Here is an 11,892-nt window from a genome sequence, read left to right as displayed (position 1 = left end):
GGTGCTATGTTCCGCCTCGCACACCATGCCCGAGGGCGCTTAGCTCAGCGGTAGAGCGCCTCGTTTACACCGAGGATGCCGGGGGTTCGAATCCCTCAGCGCCCATTCCAGAAGCGGGAAGAATTTCCCTCGCCTTCCGCAACTTTTGGCTCCCGGAAACGTTGCGAAAGCCGCTTTGGCGCGGATAGGCTCTCTCGACCGGCCCTTTTTTCGGCCCATCGCGAGAGGCAACCCAGTTCATGATGATTCGCAATGGCCTGCTGGCCGCCGTGTCCGCCCTGGCTCTTGGCGGCTGTCTTCAGCAGGGAACGGCAAGCGGCCCCGTGACCGGCGCTGCGGCGGGCGGCACCAGCGTGGGCGGCAGCATCGTGCGCTGCCCGGAAACGCTGGGCACCATCGCGGTGGATGACGGCCGGCAGGCAAGCTGGTTCGGCCCCTTCACGCAGCGCACCCAGATCACGACCATCGAGCCGATGGTGCGGCTCATCATCCAGCAGTCCAATTGCTTCGTCATCACCGCCATGGGCAACGACCGGCTGGAGGGCCGCATGCGCGGCATGATCGGCGACATGCGCAACAGCGGCGAGTTCCGCGCGGGCTCCAACATGCAGCGCGGCCAGCGGGTGGCCGCGGACTACTTCATGGAACCGGCGATCCTCTTCTCCAACCAGGACACGAGCGGCCTCGGCGCGGGGCTGGGTGGCTGGGCCGGGCTGGGCGTCGGCCTGGCCGGGGCGGCGCTCTCCACGTCATCGACCCAGGTCACGCTGTCCGTGTTCAACATGCGGGCGGGGGTTCAGGTGGCGGCCTCGGAGGGCTCCTCCACGGCGACCAACTTCGGCGCGGTCATGGCCGGCTTCGGCGGCGGCGCGGCCGGGGCGCTGGGCGGCTATCAGCGGACCCCGGCGGGGCAGGCGACGGTGGCCGCCTTCGTGGACGCCTACAACAAGATGGTCGTGGCCCTTCAGGGCTATCAGGCGCAGGAGGTGCGCGGCGGCATGGGGACCGGCGGCCGGTTGCGCGTGAACTGAGGCCGCGGTGACCCCCTTCCGCCTTGTTGTTCTCGGGGCCGGCATTGTCCTGGCCGCCTGCGCACCGCGCGGGCAGCCGGGCGGAGGCTTCGGGCCGAACGTGGTGGTCTGCCAGCCCGGTGCCGAGTGCCGGGTGCAGCCCACGGGCACGATCGCCGCAACCTATGACCAGGAGCCGGAACGCCAGCGCGACCCCGATCCTTACCGGGGCGAGGACCTTGGCGTGCTCCGGGCCGCCGCGGCATCGGGCGAGGCGCGCGCGGCCTACAAGCTCGGGCAGGCTCAGGAGTTCGGGCTGGGCGGGGCGCCGCGTAGTCCGGCGGCGGCCGCGCGGTCCTATGAGCAGGCTGCGGATTCGGGGAACCCCTGGGCAGCGTGGCGGCTGGCAACCCTGGTGGAGCGGGGCGCGGCGCCAGGAGGGCGCCGGCGGGCGCTGGACCTCAGCCGTGCGGCGGCACAGGCGGGGCATGCACAATCCGCCTACAACCTTGGCGCCGCCCTCCAGGAAGGGCGGGGAATGGCGCGGAACAGTGCCGAGGCCGCGAGATGGCTGACCGTGGCTGCGGAGGGTGGCGTCCCGGAGGCGCAGTATGTGCTGGGCACGATGCTGTTCCGGGGCGATGGCGTGCCGCGCCAGTCCTACCAGGCGCTGCAATGGATGCGCCGCGCGGCGCAGGGCGGGGATACCCGCGCCCAGCGGGCCGTGGGGCGCCTCTACATGACCGGGCTGGAGGAAATGGGCCAGGATCCGCAGGAGGCACGGAGCTGGCTGTCGCTCGCTGCCGGCCGCGGTGACGCGCAGGCGCGCCGTGATCTCGCGGAGATGGACCGGGCCGAAGGTGAGGAACGTGACTTTCAGCGGGCGCTCGCGCTGCGCCAGGCGGAGACGCGTGCGCTGTGGGACGCCGTTCTGCTCGCCGCATGGCTTTCTCCGCCGCCCGTTGTGGTGGTGCTTCGCTGAGGGCCGCTTGACAGGGGGGGGCGGACCCCATAAACGCCCCCCACGTCGCGAGCGGGTGTAGCTCAGTTGGTTAGAGCGCCGGCCTGTCACGCCGGAGGTCGCGGGTTCGAGCCCCGTCACTCGCGCCACGCGACGCATCGGAAACGCCGCCCCTCACCGGGCGGCGTTTTCGTTTTGCGCGTTGCCAAACGGCTTTTTGCGAACGGCTCGCAACCGTTGATTAAGCTGCGTTTATTCTGCAACGCCTGGCGCGCGCCCCTATGGCGGAAGGTGGACGGGGCCTATATGTAGCGTGCCTTGCGCTGCGGCATCGCCTCAGCGCCCATGGGCGTATCCGGCGGCTTGAGGCTCCTGGATCCCCGGAAAGCTCTGAGGGCACGATGACCCAGCCGCTGTTGGCCAATTACTTTCCGATCCTGGTTTTCCTCGGCATTGCCGCGGCGATCAGCATCGCCATGGTCGGGGGTTCCGTCCTGGCGGCGCGGCAGAAACCCGACTCGGAAAAGCTCTCGACCTATGAGTGCGGGTTCGAGCCCTTTGACGACACGCGGCGGCGGTTCGACGTGCGGTTCTATCTCGTCGCGATCCTGTTCATCATCTTTGACCTGGAGGTCGCCTTCCTGTTTCCCTGGGCCGTGGCGCTGGGCGGAATCGGCTGGCTGGGCTTCCTTTCGATGATGGGCTTCCTGGGCCTGTTGACGGTCGGCTTCGTGTACGAGTGGCGCAAGGGCGCGCTGGACTGGGAATGAGCCGCGCGCGAGAGCGCGGCGAGACGCGGCGGCCCATCCGGGGCCGGGCGCGCAGGAACATGACGCGCGGCGACGCGCGGAGGACGATGCGATGAGCGGCGTCAGCGAACAGACGAACAGCCCCGAGATTGCCTGGAACGGCAAAGCCTTGCCGCCCGGCCCCGAACAGGACGCCGTGCTGCGCGGCGTGACCGACGAGGTCGAGGAGAAGGGCTTCGTGGTCGCCAACCTCGACAAGGTGGTGAACTGGGCCCGCACGGGCAGCCTCTGGCCGATGACCTTCGGCCTGGCCTGCTGTGCCGTGCCGATGATCCACGCCTACATGGCGCGCTACGACCTCGACCGCTTCGGCGTGATCCCGCGCGGATCGCCGCGCCAGTCGGACGTGATGATCGTGGCGGGCACGCTGACCAACAAGATGGCTCCCGCGCTCCGCAAGGTCTACGACCAGATGAGCGAGCCGCGCTGGGTGATCTCCATGGGGTCCTGCGCCAATGGCGGCGGGTACTACCACTGGAGCTACAGCGTGGTGCGCGGCTGCGACCGGATCGTGCCGGTGGATGTCTATGTTCCGGGCTGCCCGCCGACGGCGGAGGCGCTGGTTTACGGGATTATGCAGCTCCAGAAGAAGATCCGCAGGACGGGGACCATCCTCCGTGGCTGACCTTTCCGCACTCGGCACCGCCGTCACCGAAACCCTGCCGGCGGGCGTGCTGCTGGAAGCCAACATCGCCCGGGGCGCGGAGCTGGTGATCCGCATCCACCGCGACTCCGTGCGGAATGTGATGACGGTGCTGCGCACCGACCCGCGCTTCGCCTTCGAGCAGTGCATGGACCTCTGCGGCGTGGACTATCCCGAGCGTGAGGAGCGCTTCGAGGTGGTCTGGAACCTGCTCTCGCTCACGCACAACCATCGCATTCGCGTGGTGGCGCGCACGGATGCGGAGCATGCCGTGCCGAGCGTGACGGCCATCTGGGCGACCGCCGGCTGGTTCGAGCGCGAGGCCTGGGACATGTACGGCATCGCCTTCGAGGGGCTTGAGGACATGCGCCGGATCCTCACGGATTACGGCTTCAAGGGCCATCCGCTCCGCAAGGACTTCCCGCTCACCGGCCATGTCGAGGTCCGCTACGATTCGGAGCGGCGCGAGGTGGTCTACGAGCCCGTGAAGCTTCAGCAGGATTTCCGGAACTTCGACTTCCTTTCTCCCTGGGAGGGCCTGACGACCCTGCCCGGCGACGAGAAGGTCCATCTGAACCGCATCGCGCCGTCCGAGACCTCGCTGCTGGACAAGCCGCAGGTCGAGGGGCCGGCGGCGGAGAAGCAGCCATGAGCCTGACCACGGCCGAGTCCATGTCCCTCGGCGCGGCGGCGCCGGAGACGGCGACCGAGACGCGCCGCGTCGAGGTGGACAGCCACACCATCAACTTCGGCCCCCAGCACCCCGCCGCGCACGGCGTGCTTCGCCTCATCCTGGAGATGAAGGGAGAGGTGGTGGAGCGTGCCGATCCGCATATCGGCCTGCTGCATCGCGGCACCGAGAAGCTGATCGAGTACAAGACCTATATTCAGGCGATGCCGTATTTCGACCGGCTCGACTACGTCTCGCCCATGTGCATGGAGCACGTCTTTGCGCTGGCGCAGGAGCGCCTGCTCGGGATCGAGGCGCCCGAGCGCGGCAAGTACATCCGCACGATGTTCGCCGAGATCACGCGCATCGCGAACCACCTGCTGAACATCACGACCTACGCGCTGGACTGCGGGGCCATCACGCCGTCCCTCTGGGGCTTCGAGCAGCGCGAGACGCTGCTCGAATTCTACGAGCGGGTTTCGGGTAGCCACTACCACGCGAACTACTTCCGTCCGGGTGGCGTGGCCAAGGACCTGCCGGAGGGGCTGCCGGAGCGGATCCGCGCCTGGGCGAACCAGTTCCCGAAGTTCATCGACGAGCTAGGCGGCCTGCTGACCGACAACCGCATCTTCAAGCAGCGCACGGTCGACATCGGCATCATGACGCCCGAGCAGGCGATGGAGTGGGGCTTCTCCGGCCCCTGCCTCCGCGCCTCCGGCATGGCCTGGGACCTGCGCCGGCAGCAGCCCTACGACATGTACGACCGCATGGAATTCGAGATTCCGGTCGGGCGCCACGGCGACTGCTACGACCGCTACCTCGTGCGCATGGCGGAGATGCGGGAGAGCCTGAAGATCATCCACCAGTGCCTCGACCAGATGCCGGAGGGGCCGGTGAAGATCGACGACCGCAAGATCGTCGGGCCCAAGCGTGGTGAGATGAAGCGCTCGATGGAGGCGCTGATTCATCACTTCAAGCTCTACACCGAGGGCTACCACGTGCCGGCCGGCGAGACCTACACGGCGGTTGAGGCGCCCAAGGGCGAGTTTGGGGTGTACCTGGTGGCGGACGGGACCAATCGCCCCTACCGCTGCAAGATCCGCGCGCCGGGCTTCGCGCACCTGCAGGCCATGGAAGTGCTGAGCAAGGGCCATATGCTGGCCGACGCCGTGGCGGTGATCGGCAGCCTCGATATCGTGTTCGGGGAGATCGACCGATGACCGAAGCCGCAACCGATCACCTCGACCCGAACTGGCGGAACAGCCGCGCCGAGCCGGACAGCTTCGAGTTCGACGCGGAGAGCGAGGCGCAGATCGCCAAGATCCTGGCGCGCTATCCCGAGAGCAAGAAGGCATCCGGCGTCATTCCGCTGCTCTATGTCGCGCAGAAGCAGATGGGGCGTCAGACCGGCAGTGCATGGGTGCCGCGCATCGCCATGGACCGTGTGGCGGAACGCCTCGGCATGGCGCCGATCCGCGTCTTCGAGGTCGCCAGCTTCTACTTCATGTTCAACACGAAGCCGATCGGGCGGTTCCACCTCCAGGTCTGCGGCACCACGCCCTGCATGCTGCGCGGCTCGGACGACGTGTACCGCGCCTGCAAGGACGCGGCGAAGGTTCCGGGCTACGGCCACACGAGCGAGGACGGGCTGTTCACCATGACCGAGGTGGAATGCCTCGGCGCCTGCGTGAACGCGCCCATCCTGCAGGTGGATGACGACTACTATGAGGACCTGGATTACGACCGCACGGTTCGGCTGATCGAGGCGCTGCGCCGCGGCGAGCGCCCGGCACCCGGCAGCACCACCGGCCGCCAGACGAGCGCGCCGGAGGGTGGCCCGCTGACGCTGCTCGACGTGCGGGGAGGGGACTGACCATGGCGCTTCAGGACAAGGACCGCATCTTCACCAACCTGTACGGCGCCCAGCACTGGGGGCTGCAGGCGGCGCAGAAGCGCGGCAACTGGGACCGCACGGCGGAGATCATCGCCAAAGGGCGCGACTGGATCATCGAGGAGGTGAAGCAGTCGGGCCTCCGCGGCCGCGGCGGCGCCGGCTTCCCGACGGGGCTGAAGTGGTCCTTCATGCCCAAGTCCAACCCGGATGGGCGGCCCTCCTATCTCGTCGTGAACTGCGACGAATCCGAGCCCGGCACCTGCAAGGACCGCGACATCATCCGCCACGACCCGCACACGCTGGTCGAGGGCTGCCTGATGGCGGCGGTCGCGATGAACGCCTCGGCAGGCTACATCTACGTGCGCGGCGAGTACTACAACGAGGGCCTGATCCTTCAGGCCGCGATTGACGAGGCCTATGACGCGGGGCTGCTCGGCAAGAACGCGGCGGGCACGGGGTATGACTTCGACCTCTACGTCCATCGTGGCGCCGGCGCCTATATCTGCGGCGAGGAGACGGCGCTCATCGAGTCCCTCGAGGGCAAGAAGGGCATGCCGCGCCTCAAGCCGCCCTTCCCGGCAGCGGTGGGGCTGTATGGCTGCCCGTCGACAGTGAACAACGTTGAGACGATCGCGGTGGTGCCGGAGATCCTGCGGCGCGGGGCCAGTTGGTTCGCGGGCTTCGGGCGGCCGAAGAACTCGGGCACCAAGATCTTCTGCATCCAGGGCCACGTGAACAAGCCCTGCAACGTGGAGGAGGAGATGAGCATCCCGCTGCGGGAGCTCATTGAGCGCCATGCCGGCGGCGTGCGCGGGGGCTGGGACAACTTGCTCTGCGTGATTCCCGGCGGCTCCTCCACGCCGCTGCTGCCCAAGCACATCTGCGACGACGTGCTGATGGACTTCGATGCCCTGCGCGAGCACAAGTCGGGCCTCGGCACGGCGGGGGTGATCGTCATGGACAAGTCCACGGACCTGATCCGCGCGATCGCCCGCCTCTCGAAGTTCTACAAGCACGAGAGCTGCGGCCAGTGCACCCCTTGCCGCGAGGGCATGGGCTGGGTGAGCCGGGTGATGGACCGCATGGTCGAGGGCCGGGCGGAGATCGACGAGATCTCGGTGCTGGAGGACGTGACCAAGCGGATCGAGGGGCACACGATCTGTGCGCTCGCCGATGGCGGCGTCTGGCCGGTGCAGGGCCTCATCCGCCATTACCGCCCGATGATGGAAGAACGGATCGCGGCCTATAAGGCGCGACATGCTGCCCCGGTACTCCCGATGGCGGCGGAGTAGGAAACCATGAGCGAAGTGAAGCTCATCAAGGTCACGGTGGACGGCAAGGAGGTCGAGGTGCCGCTGGGCGCCACGGCCCTCCAGGCCGCCGAGCTGGCCGGCGCGGAGATCCCGCGCTTCTGCTACCACGAGCGCCTGTCGATCGCCGGCAATTGCCGGATGTGCCTGGTGGAAGTGGAGAAGGCGCCGAAGCCTGTCGCCTCCTGCGCCTTCCCTGTGATGGATGGCATGAAGATCATCACGGACAGCCCGGGCGTGCGCAACGCCCGGCGGGGCGTGATGGAGTTCCTGCTGATCAACCACCCGCTGGACTGCCCGATCTGCGACCAGGGCGGCGAGTGCGACCTGCAGGACCAGGCGATGGCCTATGGCGGCGATAGCAGCCGCTACCACGAGAACAAGCGGTCGGTGACCGACAAGTATCTGGGCCCGCTGATCAAGACGATCATGACGCGCTGCATCCAGTGCACGCGCTGCGTCCGCTTCGCGACCGAGGTGGCCGGCGTGCCCGAGCTCGGCGCCGTGGGCCGTGGCGAGGCGATGGAGATCACGACCTATGTCGAGAAGGCTCTCTCCACGGAGCTTGCCGGCAACCTGATCGACATCTGCCCGGTCGGCGCCCTGACCAGCCGCCCCTATGCCTTCATGACCCGGCCGTGGGAGCTGGTGAAGAACGACAGCATCGACGTGCTGGACGCGACCGGCACGAACATCCGCGTGGATGCACGCGGGCCGGACGTGCTCCGGATCCTGCCGCGCGTGCATGAGGAGGTGAACGAGGAGTGGATGGCCGACCGCGGCCGCTTCTCCTTCGATGCGCTGAAGAAGCGCCGGCTGGACCGCCCCTGGATCCGGGAGAACGGCAAGCTACGCGCGGCCACTTGGCCGGAGGCCTTCGGGGCGATCGCCGCGAAGCTCAAGGGCCTGCCGGGTGATCGTATCGGCGCGGTGGCCGGTGGGCTGGCCGATGCCGAAAGCATCGTCGCGCTCAAGGACCTGATGGGGGCGCTCGGCTCCTCCAACCTCGATTGCCGCGAGGACGGGGCTGCGCTGGATGGTTCGGCCCGCCCCTTCTACCTCTTCAATTCCGGCATCACCGGGATCGACGTGGCGGACGCGGTGCTGATCATCGGTAGCAACCCGCGGCTGGAAGCTCCGGTGATGAACTCGCGCATCCGGCGCAAGGTCATGAACAACCGCATGCCGGCCGCGGTGATCGGGCCGCGGGCCGACCTGACCTACCCCGTGCAGTACCTCGGCGAGGGCCCTGACGCGGTTGCCGGCGTGCTGGGCGGTGCCTTCGGCGAGGTTCTGCGCAACGCGAAGCGGCCGATGATCGTGCTCGGCCGCGGCGCGCTGGCGCGGGCCGATGGCGCGGCGGTGCTGGCGGCAGCCTGGGGCCTCGCGCAGTCGCTCAACGCGGTGCGGGAGGACTGGAATGGGTTCAACCTGCTGCACACGCAAGGCGGGCAGGTGGCGGCTCTCGACCTCGGCTTCCTGCCGGGTCAGGGGGGCAAGGATCTGGGCGCCATGCTCGGTGGCGGGGTGGACGCGCTCTGGCTACTTGGCGCGGATGCCTTCGACGCCGCGCTGATCGCACCCGGCACCTTCGTCATCTACCAGGGCCATCACGGCGACCGTGGCGCGGGGCGCGCGGACGTCATTCTTCCGGGCGCCACCTACCTGGAGAAGGACGGCACCTATGTGAGCACCGAGGGGCGCGTCCAGCGCGGTCGCCGTGGTGTTTTCCCGCCCGGGGAGGCGCGCGAGGACTGGCGGATCATCCGCGCGGCCAGCGAGCTTCTCGGGCACCCGCTGCCTTATGACGACCTTTTTGCCATTCGCGCGCGGCTGGTGCAGGCGAATCCGGTCTTCGAGCGCATCGACGAGCTGGTGCCCTCGGCCATGGTGTCCGCCTCGCCTGCCGGTGATGCAGGGTCGGTGGGGAGCGAGCCCTTTGTGCCCTTCATCACGAACTACTACCAGGCCGATGTCATGGGCCGGGCGAGCGACGTGATGGCGGAATGCGCGCGCACTCATGCGCCAACCCCCGCCATGGCGGCCGAGTGATGGACAGCTTTCTCAACTCCCCGGTTGGGGTGCTTTCGCTGACGGTGGCCCAGGCGCTCGCGCTCCTGGTGCCGCTGTTGATCTTCGTGGCCTACCTGACCTGGGCGGAACGCAAGATCCTGGGCGCCATGCAGCTTCGCAAGGGGCCGAACGTGGTCGGCCTCTTCGGCCTGCTCCAGCCCTTCGCCGATGCCGGCAAGATGCTGATGAAGGAAACCATCGTGCCCGCGGGCGCGAGCCGGGTGCTCTTCATCATGGCGCCAATGCTCACCTTCTCGCTCGCGATGATCGCCTGGGCGGTGATCCCGGTGAACGAGGGCTGGGCGGTCGCCGACATCAATGTCGGCGTGCTCTATCTCTTCGCCATCTCCTCGCTTGGCGTTTACGGCATCATCATCGCGGGATGGGCCTCCAACTCGAAATACGCCTTCCTCGGCGCGCTCCGCTCGGCGGCGCAGATGGTGTCCTACGAGGTCTCGATGGGCTTCGTGATCGTCACCGTCCTGCTCTGCGTGGGATCGCTGAACCTCACGGACGTGGTGCTGGCGCAGAAGACCGTCTGGTTCTTCATTCCGCTCTTCCCCATGTTCGTCATCTTCTTCATTTCCACCCTCGCCGAGACGAACCGGGCGCCCTTCGACTTGCCCGAGGGTGAATCGGAGTTGGTCGCGGGGTTCTTCGTGGAATATTCCGCGATGACCTTCGCCCTCTTCTTCCTGGGCGAGTACGCGAACATGATCCTCATGTCCTCGCTCACCACCATCCTGTTCCTCGGCGGCTGGCTGCCCCCCATGGACGTGGCGCCCTTCAACTGGCTGCCCGGACCGATCTGGTTCATCCTGAAGGTCTGCTTCTGCCTTTTCGTCTTCGTCTGGGTCCGCGCGACCTTCCCGCGCTACCGCTACGACCAGCTCATGCGGCTGGGCTGGAAGGTGTTCCTTCCGATCAGCCTGATCTGGCTCGTCATCACGGCTGCCGTGCTGAAGGTGGCGGGCTGGCTTCCGACATGAGTTCGACACTTCGGCGCAACCTGCGCCCGCGAAAGGTCCGCTGAATGGCGACGCTCGACCGTATCGCGCGCAGCCTCCTGCTGACGGAGATCATCTCCGGCATGGGGCTGACGCTGCGTGCCTTCTTCAAGCCGAAGGCGACCATCAACTACCCCTCCGAGCGCTCGCCGCTGAGCCCGCGCTTCCGGGGGGAGCACGCCCTGCGCCGCTATCCCAGCGGGGAAGAGCGCTGCATCGCCTGCAAGCTCTGCGAGGCGGTCTGCCCGGCCGTGTGCATCACCATCGAGGCCGAGCCGCGCGAGGATGCCTCCCGGCGCACCACGCGCTATGACCTCGACATGACGAAGTGCATCTACTGCGGCCTCTGCGAGGAAGCCTGCCCGGTGGATGCCATCGTGCTCGGCCCGAATCTTGAGTTCGCGACCGAGACCCGCGAGGAGCTCCTCTACAACAAGGAAAAGCTGCTCGATAACGGCGATCGCTGGGAGCCGGTGCTCGCGGCCCGCCTGAAGGCGGATGCCCCCTACCGATGATCGCAGGCCTTGCCTTCTACGCCTTCGCCGCGGTGCTGATCGCCAGCGCCGTGATGGTGGTCACCAGCCGGAACCCGGTGCACAGCGTGCTGTACCTGATCCTGGCCTTCTTCAACGCGGCCGCCCTGTTCCTGATCGCGGGCGCCGAGTTCCTGGCGATGATCCTTGTCATCGTCTACGTCGGCGCCGTCGCGGTGCTGTTCCTGTTCGTGGTCATGATGCTCGACATCGACTTCGTGCGGCTTCGGCAGGGCTTCCAGCGCTATGCCCCGATCGGCGCCGTGATCGGCGGCATCCTGTTCCTGGAGCTGGTCTTCGTGCTGGGTGCCTGGCAGTCGAGCGGACAGGCCGAGAGCCTCCGGTTGAACGCGACGCCCACGGATGTGCAGAACACGGTCGCCATCGGGCGCGTGCTCTATACGGATTACGTCTTCCTGTTCCAGGGCGCGGGCCTGATCCTGCTGGTTTCCATGATCGGCGCCATCGTGCTGACGCATCGCGACCGCGTCCGCAGCCGGCACCAGAACATCGAAGCGCAGGTCACCCGCCGCACGCAGCTCGACATGGCGCGCGTGCCGGTCGGCGCCTCGATCGGGGAGCTGGGGATCCTGCGCCCGCCGGTGCCTGAGGAGAAGCGGAAGGTCATCGCGCATGATGATCACGGGCATGGGGGAGGGCACCACTGATGCTCGAGGTCGGCCTTGGCCATTACCTGACGGTCAGCGCGATCCTGTTCGTGCTGGGTATCTTCGGCATTTTCCTGAACCGGAAGAACATCATCGTCATTCTGATGTCGGTGGAGCTGATCCTGCTCTCGGTGAACCTGAACCTCGTGGCCTTCTCGGCCCGGCTCGGGGACCTGACGGGGCAGATCTTCGCCATGTTCATCCTGACCGTCGCGGCCGCGGAGGCCGCGATCGGGCTGGCGGTTGTTGTCATCTACTTCCGGAACACCGGAAGCATCGAGGTGGAAGACGTTTCCACCCTGAAGGGTTAGGGC

Annotated in this window: 13 protein-coding genes and 2 tRNA genes; all 15 read left to right on the top strand. The window is 67.5% G+C overall.

The genetic code is table 11. From position 1 onward, the window contains the following. The first annotated feature begins 33 nt into the window (after positions 1 to 33). A tRNA-Val gene (locus tag ACFFIC_RS24630) sits at positions 34 to 105 on the top strand. 134 nt (positions 106 to 239) lie between these two features. After that, positions 240 to 1,031 (top strand): hypothetical protein, encoded by a 792-nt coding sequence (locus tag ACFFIC_RS24625; protein WP_377055352.1) that lies wholly within the window; start codon positions 240 to 242, stop codon positions 1,029 to 1,031. Between the two features lie 7 nt (positions 1,032 to 1,038). After that, positions 1,039 to 1,992 (top strand): tetratricopeptide repeat protein, encoded by a 954-nt coding sequence (locus ACFFIC_RS24620; RefSeq protein ID WP_377055350.1) that lies wholly within the window; start codon positions 1,039 to 1,041, stop codon positions 1,990 to 1,992. 51 nt (positions 1,993 to 2,043) lie between these two features. Next, positions 2,044 to 2,120, top strand: a tRNA-Asp gene (locus ACFFIC_RS24615). A 252-nt stretch (positions 2,121 to 2,372) separates the two neighbouring features. Then, on the top strand, positions 2,373 to 2,741 hold the full coding sequence (locus ACFFIC_RS24610) for an NADH-quinone oxidoreductase subunit A (protein ID WP_140880998.1): 369 nt from the start codon (positions 2,373 to 2,375) through the stop codon (positions 2,739 to 2,741). 91 nt (positions 2,742 to 2,832) lie between these two features. Next, positions 2,833 to 3,405 (top strand): NuoB/complex I 20 kDa subunit family protein, encoded by a 573-nt coding sequence (locus tag ACFFIC_RS24605; RefSeq protein ID WP_377055348.1) that lies wholly within the window; start codon positions 2,833 to 2,835, stop codon positions 3,403 to 3,405. Next, entirely contained in the window at positions 3,398 to 4,075 is a 678-nt protein-coding gene (locus ACFFIC_RS24600) for an NADH-quinone oxidoreductase subunit C (protein WP_377055346.1), read from the top strand. Before ACFFIC_RS24605 ends, ACFFIC_RS24600 begins: the two co-directional genes overlap by 8 nt. A gap of 20 nt (positions 4,076 to 4,095) precedes the next feature. After that, positions 4,096 to 5,313 carry an NADH-quinone oxidoreductase subunit D gene (locus tag ACFFIC_RS24595; RefSeq protein WP_377055738.1) on the top strand — a complete coding sequence of 406 codons (1,218 nt, stop codon included), beginning with the start codon at positions 4,096 to 4,098 and terminating at the stop codon, positions 5,311 to 5,313. Beyond that, complete coding sequence (locus ACFFIC_RS24590) at positions 5,310 to 5,966, top strand: complex I 24 kDa subunit family protein (protein WP_377055344.1); 657 nt, start codon at positions 5,310 to 5,312, stop codon at positions 5,964 to 5,966. Before ACFFIC_RS24595 ends, ACFFIC_RS24590 begins: the two co-directional genes overlap by 4 nt. Positions 5,967 to 5,968: 2 nt before the next feature. Next, the gene (gene nuoF, locus ACFFIC_RS24585; protein WP_377055342.1) at positions 5,969 to 7,279 is read left to right on the top strand and encodes an NADH-quinone oxidoreductase subunit NuoF; all 1,311 of its coding nucleotides are present in this window, start codon (positions 5,969 to 5,971) and stop codon (positions 7,277 to 7,279) included. A 6-nt stretch (positions 7,280 to 7,285) separates the two neighbouring features. After that, on the top strand, positions 7,286 to 9,349 hold the full coding sequence (gene nuoG / locus ACFFIC_RS24580; RefSeq protein ID WP_377055340.1) for an NADH-quinone oxidoreductase subunit NuoG: 2,064 nt from the start codon (positions 7,286 to 7,288) through the stop codon (positions 9,347 to 9,349). Next, positions 9,349 to 10,359 carry an NADH-quinone oxidoreductase subunit NuoH gene (nuoH, locus tag ACFFIC_RS24575; RefSeq protein WP_377055338.1) on the top strand — a complete coding sequence of 337 codons (1,011 nt, stop codon included), beginning with the start codon at positions 9,349 to 9,351 and terminating at the stop codon, positions 10,357 to 10,359. Before nuoG ends, nuoH begins: the two co-directional genes overlap by 1 nt. Before the next feature lie 44 nt (positions 10,360 to 10,403). Continuing rightward, positions 10,404 to 10,892 carry an NADH-quinone oxidoreductase subunit NuoI gene (gene nuoI / locus ACFFIC_RS24570; protein ID WP_377055336.1) on the top strand — a complete coding sequence of 163 codons (489 nt, stop codon included), beginning with the start codon at positions 10,404 to 10,406 and terminating at the stop codon, positions 10,890 to 10,892. Further along, positions 10,889 to 11,578: an NADH-quinone oxidoreductase subunit J gene (locus ACFFIC_RS24565; RefSeq protein WP_377055334.1), complete on the top strand. Its 690-nt coding sequence runs from the start codon at positions 10,889 to 10,891 to the stop codon at positions 11,576 to 11,578. Before nuoI ends, ACFFIC_RS24565 begins: the two co-directional genes overlap by 4 nt. Beyond that, positions 11,578 to 11,889 (top strand): NADH-quinone oxidoreductase subunit NuoK, encoded by a 312-nt coding sequence (nuoK, locus tag ACFFIC_RS24560; protein WP_377055332.1) that lies wholly within the window; start codon positions 11,578 to 11,580, stop codon positions 11,887 to 11,889. The genes ACFFIC_RS24565 and nuoK overlap by 1 nt, the downstream gene beginning before the upstream one ends. Positions 11,890 to 11,892 lie beyond the last annotated feature (3 nt).

The organism is Muricoccus vinaceus, from assembly GCF_042433125.1.
GTDB lineage: Bacteria > Pseudomonadota > Alphaproteobacteria > Acetobacterales > Acetobacteraceae > Roseomonas > Roseomonas vinacea.
This window is presented reverse-complemented; position numbering and strand designations above follow the sequence as displayed.